General features: G+C 58.9%; 15 protein-coding genes and 1 pseudogene. 12 read left to right on the top strand and 4 right to left on the bottom strand.

The genetic code is table 11. The features are described 5' to 3' along the window. Positions 1 to 100 precede the first annotated feature (100 nt). Positions 101 to 955, bottom strand: coding sequence for a molybdopterin-binding protein (locus AAAK34_RS08935; RefSeq protein WP_231695067.1), 855 nt, complete (start codon positions 953 to 955; stop codon positions 101 to 103). Between the two features lie 245 nt (positions 956 to 1200). On the opposite strand from AAAK34_RS08935, the gene AAAK34_RS08930 reads away from it, so the two are divergent. The 9 genes from AAAK34_RS08930 to AAAK34_RS08890 all read left to right on the top strand — a co-directional run bounded on the left by AAAK34_RS08930 (position 1201) and on the right by AAAK34_RS08890 (position 11041). Then, positions 1201 to 2022 (top strand): efflux RND transporter periplasmic adaptor subunit, encoded by an 822-nt coding sequence (locus AAAK34_RS08930; protein WP_431777946.1) that lies wholly within the window; start codon positions 1201 to 1203, stop codon positions 2020 to 2022. Next, positions 2019 to 2342 carry a hypothetical protein gene (locus tag AAAK34_RS08925; protein ID WP_431777945.1) on the top strand — a complete coding sequence of 108 codons (324 nt, stop codon included), beginning with the start codon at positions 2019 to 2021 and terminating at the stop codon, positions 2340 to 2342. Before AAAK34_RS08930 ends, AAAK34_RS08925 begins: the two co-directional genes overlap by 4 nt. Positions 2343 to 2410: 68 nt before the next feature. Next, positions 2411 to 5584 (top strand): efflux RND transporter permease subunit, encoded by a 3174-nt coding sequence (locus AAAK34_RS08920; RefSeq protein ID WP_231695069.1) that lies wholly within the window; start codon positions 2411 to 2413, stop codon positions 5582 to 5584. A 92-nt stretch (positions 5585 to 5676) separates the two neighbouring features. Next, on the top strand, positions 5677 to 6354 hold the full coding sequence (locus AAAK34_RS08915) for a protein-L-isoaspartate O-methyltransferase family protein (RefSeq protein WP_231695070.1): 678 nt from the start codon (positions 5677 to 5679) through the stop codon (positions 6352 to 6354). A gap of 53 nt (positions 6355 to 6407) precedes the next feature. Further along, on the top strand, positions 6408 to 6749 hold the full coding sequence (locus tag AAAK34_RS08910; protein ID WP_231695071.1) for a rhodanese-like domain-containing protein: 342 nt from the start codon (positions 6408 to 6410) through the stop codon (positions 6747 to 6749). Between the two features lie 80 nt (positions 6750 to 6829). Continuing rightward, positions 6830 to 8188 (top strand): TolC family outer membrane protein, encoded by a 1359-nt coding sequence (locus AAAK34_RS08905; RefSeq protein ID WP_431777944.1) that lies wholly within the window; start codon positions 6830 to 6832, stop codon positions 8186 to 8188. A gap of 100 nt (positions 8189 to 8288) precedes the next feature. Further along, a complete protein-coding gene (locus AAAK34_RS08900; RefSeq protein WP_231695072.1) occupies positions 8289 to 8879 on the top strand; it encodes an Ig-like domain-containing protein in 591 nt (196 codons plus the stop codon). Positions 8880 to 9558: 679 nt separating this feature from the next. Continuing rightward, a complete protein-coding gene (locus AAAK34_RS08895) occupies positions 9559 to 10158 on the top strand; it encodes a hypothetical protein (protein WP_431777943.1) in 600 nt (199 codons plus the stop codon). A gap of 73 nt (positions 10159 to 10231) precedes the next feature. After that, a complete protein-coding gene (locus tag AAAK34_RS08890; RefSeq protein WP_231695074.1) occupies positions 10232 to 11041 on the top strand; it encodes a glycosyltransferase in 810 nt (269 codons plus the stop codon). Here AAAK34_RS08890 and AAAK34_RS08885 read toward each other — a convergent pair. Both AAAK34_RS08885 and AAAK34_RS08880 read right to left on the bottom strand, forming a co-directional pair. Continuing rightward, a complete protein-coding gene (locus AAAK34_RS08885; RefSeq protein WP_431777942.1) occupies positions 11031 to 11801 on the bottom strand; it encodes a glycosyltransferase family 2 protein in 771 nt (256 codons plus the stop codon). The genes AAAK34_RS08890 and AAAK34_RS08885 overlap by 11 nt on opposite strands. 281 nt (positions 11802 to 12082) lie before the next feature. Then, positions 12083 to 12238 carry a hypothetical protein gene (locus AAAK34_RS08880; protein WP_431778051.1) on the bottom strand — a complete coding sequence of 52 codons (156 nt, stop codon included), beginning with the start codon at positions 12236 to 12238 and terminating at the stop codon, positions 12083 to 12085. On the opposite strand from AAAK34_RS08880, the pseudogene AAAK34_RS08875 reads away from it, so the two are divergent. The 3 genes and pseudogenes from AAAK34_RS08875 to AAAK34_RS08865 form a co-directional block, all read left to right on the top strand. Continuing rightward, positions 12239 to 12340 (top strand): annotated as a pseudogene (locus AAAK34_RS08875) (hypothetical protein); the annotation flags it as partial. Next, positions 12340 to 12621, top strand: a complete 282-nt coding sequence (locus tag AAAK34_RS08870; RefSeq protein WP_431778050.1) for a hypothetical protein — start codon at positions 12340 to 12342, stop codon at positions 12619 to 12621. The pseudogene AAAK34_RS08875 and the gene AAAK34_RS08870, both read left to right, overlap by 1 nt. Further along, a complete protein-coding gene (locus AAAK34_RS08865; protein ID WP_231695077.1) occupies positions 12618 to 13268 on the top strand; it encodes a hypothetical protein in 651 nt (216 codons plus the stop codon). Before AAAK34_RS08870 ends, AAAK34_RS08865 begins: the two co-directional genes overlap by 4 nt. A 48-nt stretch (positions 13269 to 13316) precedes the next feature. On the opposite strand, the gene AAAK34_RS08860 is transcribed toward AAAK34_RS08865, so the two are convergent. Next, complete coding sequence (locus AAAK34_RS08860) at positions 13317 to 13946, bottom strand: exosortase H-associated membrane protein (RefSeq protein ID WP_231695078.1); 630 nt, start codon at positions 13944 to 13946, stop codon at positions 13317 to 13319. Between the last annotated feature and the right edge of the window lie 7 nt (positions 13947 to 13953).

Genomic DNA, 13953 nt, shown 5'->3' with positions numbered 1-13953 from the left:
ACGCACCAATATGGAGCACGATGCTGTGAAATGAGGCGAAAAATGCACCAATTCAGTGAAATTCAGCAAAACCTCTGGCGCTTGCACACGCACTTTCACTTTATTGGTTCCGACTTGATTTATCTTGTCTTTCAGGCGGGTTCACGATCTCTTTGCCATAGCTCAGTCCAAACGGTGCGAGCCAGGCCCGCAAGTCGGCATAGGCAGGGCCGACCTCCTCGATCGGACCCTTCACTCCCAAGTCAATATGCTTTCCGTGCTCAGGATGATCGACGCTGGGCAGGCTGAATACTTTGACCCCCGGATGCGCAGCCTCAACCCGCTCCATCACTGGCGTGAGGCTAGCCTCCATGGCGCCGAAGATGATGACCGACCGCTCCTGCCAGCCGCCACGGCGAAACCAGGAGGCGTAATAGGTATCCAGGGCCCAAGCCATCATCGGCCAAGCCATGACAGGGAAACCGGGGGTGAAATGAATCGTGCCTCCCCCTGGGCCATCAAGGCTGAAGCCGGGAATTTTGTTATAGGGGTTCGGCAAAATCCGCGCACCAAGCGGAAAGACCCCCATGTTGAGCCTGTGCACGTTGTCAGCGCGGTCCGGCTCAAAGGGCACCCCCGTCTCGCGTGCAGTGTCCTGCATGCGCTCTTCGATCAGAGCCTTCGCTTCCGGGTGCAAGCTCAAAGGTACGCCCAGAGCCGCGGCGGCGCACTGTCGCGTATGGTCGTCCGGCGTGGCGCCAATGCCACCAGTGCTGAACACCACATCGCTGGTGGCAAACGCCCGCTTGAGGGCTGCAATGATGCGCTCGCGATTGTCTCCCACATACTCGGCCCAATCCAGATGCAAGCCGCGCTCGCTCAGCAACTCGATCAGCTTGGGCAGGTGCTTGTCAACGCGTTTACCGGAAAGGATTTCGTCACCGATAACGACAAGGCCGATGTTTGGAGAGTTCATGGGGAGGATTATGAAATGCAGAGCGCGAATCCGCATTGGACATTTGCGACCGCGCTAAAAAAACCGGCGGTTTCCGCCACCCACCATTTTTTGCGCACTGCATCAGAGTAGCATTCAAATGTTTCGTGGCGCCAACTAAAGTCGTAAACCGTGCAAGAACACTCCACCCCCATCATTATCCGAATGGTGACGCACAGGCCGTTGCTTGCACGTCGTGGCTTCAGACAGAATTTTCACATCCACTCATGACACGCCGCACAATTTGGTCACTCGTGGCGTTGCTGGCGGTACTAGCCGTCGTGGCGCTAGGTTGGCGGGGCTGGGCCGCCCGACAGGAGGCGAAGAAGCAAACACAGGCTTCGGTCACGAAAGAGCCTGTCCTTGAACTCTCTGCGGTGGACATAGCTACAGCGCGGGTACGAGAAATCAGCACGGGCTTGCCAGTGTCGGGTGCGCTCAAGGCAGTGCATAGTGCGGTCGTGAAGGCGCGGGTATCGGGTGAACTTCAAGATTTCACGGTTCGCGAGGGCGACAACGTGGCCGCTGGCCAAGTCATTGCCCGGGTCGAATCAAGCGACTACGCCCAGCGGGTGCTGCAGGCTGAACAACAAGCCGACGCAGCACGTGCGCAAGTAGACATTGCACAGCGCCAGTACGACAACAATGCTGCTCTGGTTAACCAGGGTTTCATTTCCAAGACGGCGCTCGACACATCGCTGTCCAGTCTCAACGCTGCGAAGGCCAACCACCGAGCGGCGCTGGCCGCTACCGAGGTGGCACGCAAGTCCGTTGCGGATACTGTGCTGCGTGCGCCGATCGGCGGGCAGATTTCACAACGCCTGGCGCAGCCTGGCGAGCGCGTGGCACCCGAAGCACGTATCGTGGAAATCGTCAATCTAGGTCGACTGGAGCTTGAAGCCGCGCTCACCCCGGCTGATTCAGTGGCCGTGCGCGTCGGCCAAAGTGCCAGCCTGAGCATTGAGGGGTGGATCGACCCGTCACTGCCACGGTGGCACGGATCAACCCTTCCACCCAGACCGGCAGTCGCAGCGTCCTCGTCTACATGACTGTGGCGGACACTCCGGGGCTGCGCCAGGGCCTGTTCGCGCAAGGAGAACTGGCCACCGAGAGGCAAACCATGCTGTCCGTGCCACTTTCGGCAGTCCGCACTGACAAGCCTCTGCCATACGTGCAAGTGCTAGAGAACGGGCGTGTGGCACACCGCACAGTGGAAACCGGCGCACGCGGAGCTGTCGATGGCGAAACTATGGTCGCCGTTCAAGGTGTACCCGAAGGCGCCGTGGTGTTGCGAGCCGCGGCCGGCGCGCTGCGTGCCGGCACCGCGGCGCATCTGGCAGAACCACTGGCCACGAGTGTCAGGCCATGATGCCAAGACGAGCAAGCACCCGCTGCCACACGCCGTCCAGCTTCACATCAACCAGCCTCGATTAGTTCATGTGGTTCACCAAGGTTAGCCTGAAAAATCCCGTATTCGCCACCATGGTGATGCTAGCGTTCGTGGTGATGGGTCTTTTCGCGCTGCAGCGACTTCAGATCGATCAGTTTCCTGACGTCGACTTTCCAGTGGTCGTCGTCACCACGGAATACCCAGGCGCCTCGCCCGCCATCATCGAAAGCGAGGTCACCAAGAAAATCGAGGAAAGTGTCAACTCGATTGCAGGCATCAATGCCCTCACCTCCCGTAGCTACGAGGGGTTGTCGGTGGTGATCATTGAGTTCCAGCTGCACATGGAAGGCCGCAAGGCCGCAGACGACGTTCGCGAAAAAATCGGCCAGGTGCGGCCATTGTTGCGGGATGAGGTGAAAGAGCCGCGGGTGCTGCGCTTTGACCCGGCCAGCCGCGCCGTGTGGTCACTTGCCGTGATTCCACAAGCGCAGGATGGCCAGCCCGCCCCCTCGCCTGTCGAGCTCACCAACTGGGCAGACCAAGTCCTGAAAAAACGCCTGGAAAACGTACGCGGCGTGGGAGCGGTGAATATTGTGGGTGGCTCCAAGCGCGAGATCAATATCTACCTTAACCCCCGATCCATGGAATCACTCGGGGTTACGGCCGACCAGGTAGCTGCCGCCGTGCGCGGCGAAAACCAGGATCAGCCGCTGGGCGCGGTGCGCAGCACCGCGCGGGAAATCACGGTACAACTTGAGGGCCGCATGCAGCGCCCCGAAGATTTCGGGCGCATCATCGTAGCCCGGCGCGGTGGTTCTGCCATATTCCTGAGCCAAGTGGCCGAGGTGCATGACGGCTCACAGGAGCTGAACAGCCTGGCGCTCTATAACGGTCAGCGCACGCTGCTCATGTCGGTTCAGAAAGCGCAGGACGAGAACACCATCCGCGTGGTGGATGGCCTCTATGAATCGGTCGCCGCACTCAAGAGCGAAATCCCCCCTGGCGTGCGGCTGGAACCCATCAACGACGTCTCACGCCCCATTCGTGTGGCCGTGGATAACGTCCGGCAAACGTTGATCGAGGGCGCGGTACTCACGGTACTGATCGTGTTCTTGTTTCTCAACTCCTGGCGCTCGACGGTCATTACCGGACTCACGCTGCCGATTTCCATCATCGGCACTTTCTTTTTCATGCAGGCGTTTGGTTTCACCCTGAACATGATCACGCTCATGGCGCTCAGCCTGTGCGTGGGCCTGCTGATAGACGACGCCATCGTGGTGCGCGAAAACATTGTGCGCCACGTGCAGATGGGCAAGAACGCGTTCACGGCCTCCATGGATGGGACGCAGGAGATCGGCCTGGCCGTGTTGGCCACCACCCTGTCTATCGTGGCGGTATTCCTGCCCATTGGATTCATGGGCGGCATCATTGGCAAGTTCTTTCACGAGTTCGGGCTGACCATCGTGGCGGCTGTGCTGATTTCCATGTTCGTCAGCTTCACGCTCGACCCAATGCTCTCCAGCGTCTGGCATGACCCAAGCATTCACAGCCATGGGCAACCCCAGGGCCGGCCCGTCACGCTCTACGACAAGACCATCGGGCGCATAACTTCCTGGTTCGACCGTTCAACCGACCGTTTGGCAGAGTTCTATCAACTCATCCTGCGCTGGGCGCTCGTACACAAGCTGCTCACCTTGTTGCTGGCCGGAGGTATTTTTGTCAGCAGCGTGCTGCTACTGCCCTTGCTCGGCACCGAGTTCGTCCCAAAGGCTGACTTTTCTGAAACCACGGTAGCTTTCTACACTCCGCAAGGTTCATCCCTGGAGGCAACCGAGGCCAAGGCCAAGCAGGTGGCAGACATCATCCAGAGTTTTCCAGAAGTGCTCTACACGCTGGCCACGTTGAACACTGGTGCCGCGCAAGGCAAAACCAACGCCAGTATCTATGTTCGCCTTTCCAACCGTCTTGAGCGCGGACGAAGCGCAGAGGAGGTTGCCGCCGCACTAAGGGAGCGCTTGCGCCAGGTACCGGGCATTACCGTCACACAGGCGGGCCTGCTCGAACCGGTCGGGGGGCAAAAGCAGATCGAGTTCTCTCTGAAGGGCCCCGACCAAGCCGAACTGGAGCGCTTGGCCGGCCCCATACTGGCCAAACTGAGCGACATACCAGGATTGGTAGATCTCGACTCCAGCGTGAAGCCCAACAAGCCAACGGTTGATGTGAAACTGCGACGCGAGGCCGCCTCTGAACTAGGCGTCAGCCTGGCTCAGATCGCAGGCTCCCTGCGCACACTGGTAGCTGGACAGACAGTGGGCAACTGGCGTGCGCCAGACGACCAGACTTATGACGTCAACGTTCGCCTGGCGCCTGAGGCACGCAACACCCCGCAGGATCTGGAGCGATTACCCCTGACCATTGGCACCAATGCCGACGGCACCGCCCGCGTGGTACGCCTTAACCAGATTGCCGAACTGACGGAAGCCACCGGCACCAACCAGATCAACCGCCGCAGCATGATGCGTGAGGTTCAGATCACTGCCAACGTTCATGGACGATCTTCGGGTGAAGTTTCCCGCGACATCCGCGCTACCCTGGACTCCACGGCGTTTGCCCCCGGCTATCAGTATGAGTTTGGCGGCTCCACCAAAAACATGGAAGAGTCGTTCAGCTATGCCATTCAGGCGCTGGCCATGGCGATCATCTTCATCTACATGATTCTGGCCAGCCAGTTCAAGAGTTTCCTGCAGCCGCTGGCCTTGATGACCGCTCTACCCATGACCCTGATCGGCGTGGTGCTGGCCCTCATGCTGTTTGGAACCACCATGTCGATGTTCTCAATTATTGGTGTCGTCATGCTGATGGGTCTGGTGACCAAGAATGCCATTTTGCTGGTGGATTTTGCAATCCGCGCCCGAGCGGGGGAGGTAGGTGAAACAAGCGAAACGGACCAATCCGCCCGCCCGCTGCCGCGAGACGAGGCGTTGCTGATGGCGGCGCGAGTTCGGCTGCGCCCCATTCTCATGACCACACTTGCCATGATCTTTGGCATGCTCCCATTGGCCTTTGCCACGAGCGAGGGTGCTGAACAGCGCGCACCCATGGGTCAGTCAGTCATCGGTGGCGTCATCACGTCTTCTCTGCTGACGCTGGTGGTCGTTCCGGTGGTGTACTGCTACATAGACGATCTGGTGAACTGGATCAAACGCCTGTCTCGGCAATGAACACCCTGGCTTCACCTTCACCCCTAAAAATTGAGGACTCCGGCAACGCCCGGTAAAATGGAATGTTTGCCCCAACTCCACTTGGAATAGCGATGAACTTGGAACAGGCCCGCTTCAACATGATCGAGCAGCAGATACGCCCCTGGGACGTGCTCGACGCCCATGTGCTGGATCTGCTGTCCGTGGTGCGGCGCGAGGATTTCGTCCCGCCGGCTCACCGCGCCCTGGCATTCGCCGACATGGAGATCCCTCTCAAGGATGACGAGTCGGCCATCGCCCGCGGCCAGGTCATGCTGGCGCCGCGTGTGGAAGCCCGCATGCTGCAGGATCTCAACGTGCAAAAGCACGAAAAAGTGCTGGAAATCGGCGCAGGCTCTGGCTTCATGGCCGCTCTGCTTGGCCACCGTGCCCAGCGTGTACTGACACTGGAAATAGATGCATCCTTGGCCGCTGCGGCACATGCCAATCTGCAGCACGCTGGCCTCATGAACGTGGAGGTACGTGTCGCAGACGGTGCCCAGGCCGACTTGGCCGCCGACGGTCCGTTTGACGTGATCCTGCTGTCGGGTTCGGTCACGCAACTGCCAGAGGCCCTGCTGGATCTGCTTAAACCAGGCGGACGCCTCATGGGGGTGGTCGGAGACGAGCCTGTCATGCGTGCCACGCTGGTACGCCGCGCTGAAGGCGGAGGCTGGGTCAGCACGCAGCCCTGGGATCTGGTTGCGCCACGGTTGCTCAACTTTCCCGAGCCGCCACGCTTTCGCTTCTGAATAGACTCGCAGAACCCGCCAGCAACCAAGCGTTTCACCACACCGGCCCGCACATGATCGAGCAAATCAGTCCGAATACGCTCTCTTCCTGGCTTGATGCCAACCGAATCCATGGGGAGCCTGTGCTGCTCGATGTGCGCGAGCCTGCCGAATGGCGGCTTGCGAGCATTCAACCCGCAGGCGCGGAATTGCTGCAAATACCCATGCAGACCATTCCGTTGCGGCTTGCCGAGCTCGACCCTGAACGCCCAGTCGCGGTACTCTGCCATCATGGTGGGCGCAGCATGCAGGTCGCCATGTTTCTGACTCGTCAAGGCTTTACGCACATAGCCAATGTTGCCGGCGGTATTGACGCTTGGTCGCTTCAGGTGGATCCAAGCCTTCCGCGCTACTGACCACCTCTTGTTGGTTGGTACTCCAGAATCACGCCCACTTCCGCTCGGAACACCTCCTCTTCCGCTCGGACACCTCTCGGATGAGCCTGACTTACAAACAATCTCACAGTCTATGGCTGGCATCCATGTTCTGCGCTGGATGGCTCGTCAGCCAGCCAACCCACGCGCAATCGTTGCTGGAGCTGTACAACGCCGCGACGGGCTTCGATGCCTCGCTCCAATCGGCGCGCGCGCAAGCCGAAGCTAGCACTGCCCGCGCCGAGCAGGCCCGGGCTGGGTTATTGCCACAATTGGGCCTGCAAGCTGGCGCCAACCGCAACTGGATGGAAACCAGCGTCGCGTCCAATACGTCCAACCAAGCCTACAACGTCCTGAATAGCTCGCTGGTCGGCTCTCAGCCGATCTATCGGCCCGCCAACCGCCTGACCTTGGACCAAGGCAAGATGCAGGCCGAAGTGGCGCTGCAGCAGTTAGACGCTTCCAGCCAGGACTTGATCGTCCGCCTGAGCCAGGCCTACTTCGACGTACTGGCTGCGCACGACGCGCTCATCTTCGTTAAGGCCCTGAAAAAGGCGGTGGCCGAACAACTGGAATCCGCAAAACGCAATTTTGAAGTCGGCAACGCTACCATTACCGACAGCCGAGAAGCCCAGGCGCGCTTCGACCTTGCCCACGCGCAGGAAATCGCCGCCGAGAATGACCTTCACGTCAAGAAGCTGGCCCTCGACCAACTAGTGGGCCGGTCGGGTGCAGACCCTCGCCCATTGGCACAACCCATTCAGTTGCCCGCATTGGCGCCTGATAATGTGAACGACTGGGTGAGCAAAGCCACGGAGCAGCACCCTGCAGTCACGCAAAGCAGGCTTGCCCTAGACGTAGCCCAACTGGAAACTGCCAAGGCCAAGACCGGCCACCTGCCCACCGTAGATCTACAGGCCAGCGTCGGCCTTACCCGCTACCCTGATGGCAACCCATCGATCACGAGTGCTCCCGGAAGCTCATATCGAAACAGGAATGCAAGCGTAGGCGTCGTCATGAACTGGCCACTGTTTTCCGGCCTTTCAGTACAGAACAAGATCAGGGAAACCCTGGCCCTGGAAGACAAAGCCCGCGCCGACCTGGAGCATGCTCAGCGTACAGTAGCCCAATCCACCAGGGCCGCCTTCTTCGGCGTGCAGTCAGGCATTGGCCAGGTCAACGCTCTGGAAGCGGCTGAAGCATCCAGCCAAACGGCACTGGAGGCCAATCTTCTGGGCTACAAAGTCGGGGTGCGCATCAATATTGACGTATTGAACGCGCAAAGCCAACTCTTCCAAACCAAGCGCGATCTGGCCAAGGCTCGTTATGACGTCCTGGTAGGCATACTGCGTCTAAAGCAGGCCAGCGGTGATCTCACGGCAGGCGACCTTCTTCCAATAAACCAAATGCTGAAGCCCTGAGCACAAAACAGTTGGACGCGCCCGAGCAGGCCACCCTGGGGACATCGCTCTTGCGCAAGCATTGGCAAACAAATACTATGCGGTTACTTGGGAGAGAGAAATGAATCAATTCGACAAGGCGCAGGTAAACCAACAAGGAATTGAACCTGCGGAGGTGTCTCAGCCCGCACAGCCATCCAAGGGTGGCCTGAAAGTTGTCAACCCTGCTGTCCTCATGGGGCTAGGCATTCTTGCAGCGGGTGCTGCTGCGCCAGTGCAGGCCGGCCCTGCCGTGGACGACGCCTACAGCACCACAATGAACACCCCTTTGACCGGTGTGAACGTCACAGTCAACGACAGCGTGGTAGGCGGCAACTCCTTCGTCCAAATCATTACGCCTCCCCTGCTCTCAGCTGGCACGGCCTCACTGGAGCCAAGCGGCGCGTTGACCTTCACACCGGCCCCGGGGTTCACGGGCACAGCATCTCTGACCTACAACCTCGTCGATCAGTCTGCGGAACCCAATTCGGTAGCCAACGTCACTATTACTGTCGCACCGCCGGCAGTCACCGCAGTTCCCACGCTTACACCTGTAGCAATTGGCGGTTTGGGAGCTCTGGTGGCACTGTTGGCCGCACGTCGCCGGTCGTCAAAAAACAATACCGAGGATGAGTCAATGAACTCGTCCGACGACAAGAACAAGTCCGCTTAAATCTCGACTGCGTCTCGGGCACCAGGGGTTCATACTCGATCCCGATGGGTGCGTGAGTCTCCCTGCGTGGCAACCATTGCCGTATATGAGTTTAGGCGTCAAGTTTTACTCTTACTTTGACATTTCTGGATATGGCCTGGCTGCACTGGCCTATCTGCGCGGCTTGCTCAATGCCGGTGTGGAGGTGCACTGGATCCCTTTGGTGTGGAGCGAACAGGGGTATCACTCGTTGCAGCCCACAGACACGCCCCCTGCTGGAACTGTCACGGGACGACAACGCTCTGAAGGATCTGGCCGCCATCAGAGCTGCCACTTGCCGCCCGGTCGACTATTCGACTGTTTTTGTACAAACGGTCCCAGAGTTATGGCCTAATTTTTTTGAGCTAGGCAAGAAAAACGTAGGGTACACCACTTGGGAAGCCGATGCCCTGCCTCCACACTGGAAGCCTTCTCTGGATCTGGCCGATCTGATTTGCGTCCCCTCCAAAATGAATGGAGAAGCGTTCAGAGCCGCACATCTCAAACCGCCTGTGCATGTGGTTCCGCACATCCGCCGACATACCTGGAACGACTTCAATGCGAGCGAACTGACAGCTTTGCGAATGTCACTTGGCATACCACCCGACCATTTCATCTTCTATTCGATCAACACCTGGGAGCCACGGAAGAACACCCCCAGTTGCTGCAAAGTTTTCTCGGAGCCTTCTCCCCTGATGCTCGCGTTACGCTGATCCTCAAGACCGACGAAGAGGGTTATGGCCCGGCGCCCTTTTACCCCCGCCAAGCGACCACCGAGCTTGCCAGCGCTGCCATAGAAAACGCCCCTTCAGCCCAAGACGGGACGCACGCCCAGGTTTGCCTATTGCCTTACAAGCTGTCTGGCCGCGGAATCGACATGCTTCACGCCATTGGAGACTGCTATGTGTCAGCCTCACGCGGCGAAGGATGGGCGATGGGAGCCTTTGATGCAGCCACCCGCGGCACGCCGGTCATCATGACGGGCTGGGGAGGTCAAACGGACTATCTTGGCTCCGATTGGCCGGGGGCCGTTCCATTCAACATGCGCACAGTACCGGTCTGGCCGCCTTCAGCGCCGTCTTTCTGGCCTCCGCAACGCTGGGCAGAGCCTGCCCCTGATGCCATGTCGGCTGCCCTTCGGAATGCAGTTTACGACGCTCCCCGCCAAAAAGCAGCGGCGCAAACCATTGCATCGGACATTGCCAACCGTTTTGCAGAGCCTGTGATAGCCGCGCAGCTGAGGGCTTTGCTTCATGTTTGAAGGGCACCAAGCAAGTGGGCCTCCATTTCACTTTGTGTTTGGGCTACGACCTCAAAATGAGCCGTTTCATCTGATGCACTACCTGTGCTTGCGATCATGCCGCAACGTGCATCCGACCAGCGAGATCTACTTTCATTACCGGAATTTGCCACACGGCAGATGGTGGGATCAGATAGCGCCTGAGCTGATCTTGCGCCAGGTTGATGAGAGCACACCTGGTTTCAACCCGACGCTCTATCAAAACACAAGTGAAGGCCGCTTCATTGATAAAGCCGGCCTAAGCTACGCTCACGAAGCAGATTTCATCCGCTTGCAGGCTCTGCTCCAATACGGAGGCGTTTACGCCGACATGGACACTCTTTTTGTGCGCCCTTACCCTAACGCACTTTTTCAGCATGACTGCGTGCTTGGAGAGGAAGTACCCGTCCCTGATCCACACACTGGCATTCTGCGCCCTTCTTTGTGCAATGCCCTGATCATGGGGCACCCCGGGTCACCCTTTCTGGCTGACTGGCTTGAGCTTGCCAAGGAAGCCTTCGACGGTACGTGGAGTCGCCACTCCTGCCAAGCAGCGAGCCTCATGTGGTCTCACTCACCAGATCGCGTGCATGTAGCGCCCTGGTGGTGGTTTCACGGCTTTCCAGCCACCAGCCAAGGGCTCAAGAACCTTTTCGAGGAAAACGCCCCTATCCCCGAGGGCTTGTGCAGCATTCACCTTTTGGCTCATCTCTGGTGGAGCCCTGAACGCACAGATTTCAGCACCTTCCATGCCGGACTGCTGAACGAGTCTTACGTGCGCAACGCAGCCACCACTTACGCCAGGCTAGCGCGCCAACACATGGAACCAGGGCCCCCTGAGCAAACTCCTCCAGCTAGCAGATAGAGACTGCCATGGTACCGGCCCGATCCCTCAGCACTTGCGCTCCGGTGGGCGGGCCATACTCCCCGAGCCGCTGGCGTACAGCCCCGAGCCGCGCCATGAGCCTGGCTGCTGAAAGCGAATTTGCTTGAGAGATCGCTCTGTGATGCTCTGCCGACCAGGCATTTTCGCCATGATGCACGTAGACATAGCACCACCCATGATTACGAACGCGGCAAATCTTGTACCCCGCCCGAAGAATTTCAAGGCAAGCCCCCGTATCCTCACCAAGCGCAATGTCCGGGTACATCGGCATTTTCTCGCGACGCCCCATCAGGGTCCCTTGAATGAAATTAAGCGGGTAAGGCTGACCATGCCAGTCGTCCCAGAACAGTTCTCCGGTGGCACGATAGAGATGCAACTGGTCGCTCAAAAAACAAAAGTCAGCCCCTTCGCTCGTCAACGCATCGTGCTGCACCTGCAGCCTGACGGGGTGGTACCGGTCATCGTCGTCCCACTGACAAACAAGATCCCCGCGTGCCACCGCACCTGCCGCATTTCGCAAGGCCCCCAAGGGCATGCGCGCTACCGCATGCACTTCAATTCTTGAATGTCCGCCAACCTCCCACACAACTTGCCGTACATCGTCGTCGAACGCCGAGCCTCCGTCGTGCAAGATGATCAACTCACGTGCGTCGTGCGTCTGCCGGGCAAAATCTCCGACCGATTCGCGCAACATATGGAGCCGCCCAGGCTGGGTAATGGTGATGCAGGAAACGAGCATGCGGCAGAACTGGATTATTTATGACAGCCAACATCATTTTGACTTATCGCGGCGACCAATCCGGAAGCCGCTACGCCAACCTGCTGGCGGTGTTGTCCTTTCTGGCTGATACACCGCAATGGCCGGTCATCATTGTCGAGCAGGGACCTGTTCCGGAACTCACAGGACCATTGCCTCACCCCAATTGCTCACTTGTATTTGCATACAACCCTGGCCCATTCAATAAGGCCTGGGGATTGAATGTGGGCGCGCGGCGCTCCAATGCCACTGTGCTGCTTTTCTCAGATGCGGACTTGCTGATACCCGGCATGCTCCCGCGCACGGTGGAGCACTGCTTGCAACACACCCAGGTCGTAAAGCCCTATCGCCAAGTGCTCGACCTTTCTCCTGAGGCCACCGAACGCCTGCTCGCCGGTGACTCCGGCGCCTTGCAGCAAATGACGAACCTAGCCAGTCACCGGCAAACTCAGGGTGAGACCGCGCCCTTGTGCGGAGGTGCTTTCGCCATTAGACGCGCCGCCTTCTTGAAACTGGGCGGGTGGGACGAACGCTTTACAGGCTGGGGGGCGAAGACGACGCGTTTTCGTACAAGGTGCAACGCGCACGTCTGTCAACGCTTGAATTTGACGATGCCGTGGCCTTGCATCTTTACCACCCCCGTTCAGAAGACCGGGCCGCGAACTCCGCCACTTACGCCGCCAACCTGGCGCTCCTGGATCGCTATCACCGCTACGATCAACCGCAGCTTGAGCGCCTGCAGGAAGTTCAGTCTCAGGCCATGGGCAGAAACGAAAAATACAGACCCCGGAGCCAGGCATGAGCGAGGTTCAAGCCCATATTTTGATTGGAACTCCCGCCTACGGCGGCATGGTTCACATGGATTTCGTGCACTCCCTGCTAGGCTACCAACAGGCACGATTCAAGTTCACACTCGCCACACTGGGCAACGAAAGTCTGATCACTCGCGCTCGAAACACCTTGATGTCGATGTTCCACCATCGCCCTGACTTAACGCACCTTCTCTTTCTTGACGCCGACGTGTCGCTTGCCGCCGAAAGCGTGCAGATGATGCTCGAGCAACAACGCGATGTCATCGGCGCCCCCGTCGCCCTCAAGGGTCGCAACGCGGAAGGCGGACGCATTTTCAATATCGGCCGTGTGGTGGGCGAGAGCGGCCCCATGATCTTGGTAGACCGCATAGGAACCGCAGCATTAATGCTCTCGCGTCGGGCAGTTACCGCACTTGTGGATGATGCCATTGCGCAAGGCCGTGTCTATGAGCGCATGAAAACCTTGCGCGGCGACGGCGGCCCCGCCATTCATTACGACGTGTTTGGCGTTGGCGTTCATGAGGGTGAGTACCTGTCCGAAGACTACTGGGTCTGCACAACACTCCGCCGACTAGGCTTCGATGTTTGCGTACTGCCAGACATCGTGACTCAACACCACGGCACCATGGCCGCGTAAATCAAATTTGAAACAGCGGGCCGCTGACAACCTGGAAGGTCGCCAGGTTCAATTCATGCGCGCTTTCTGTTTCGCCGGTTCGGGCTCGTCAGCCAGGGCTGCCTCCAGCCAAAGCGCCGCCACAAAGCGCTTGTCAAACAGTAACCAAAGCAAAATGGGCGCCACTGGTGTCAGCATCAAAAACCCAAACTGATACCCGTACGCCACCACTTCACTCACCCATGGCGAATACTTCAGATAGGCCGCACCCGATGGTCCTGAATAAATCACCACGTCGCGCAACCACTGGAAGCAGATGCCCCACGCCTGAGCGGGAATCAGCAGCACACTACCAACAAGCCCCTTGAGCCACCACCGACGCGGGTGCGAGGCGATCAGCATGGCCCAAAGCAGCACCAGCCCATAGCCGTAGGTAGGGTAGCTCGCTTCGGGCGTCAACTCACCAAAAACGTCACCCTGCGGGCCCCTCATGCGCACCTGTACCAAGGTGTGGAGCACACCTTTGACGCCTTCTTGCTCGAAGCTGTCTGCCCAAGGAAAAATCGTGGTCATCACCGTGCCGGCCAGCCAGATGGGCGCCTTGGCTAGCCATGGGGAAGCCCAATACCAAAGCGGCAGCAAAATCGCGAGCCCCAGCACCGCGAACAGCAGGAAACGGCCAATAAGAGTTGGGCGCATTTACTAG

Origin of the sequence: Ottowia caeni, assembly GCF_050821495.1 — a bacterium.
GTDB lineage: Bacteria > Pseudomonadota > Gammaproteobacteria > Burkholderiales > Burkholderiaceae_C > Ottowia > Ottowia caeni.
This window is presented reverse-complemented; position numbering and strand designations above follow the sequence as displayed.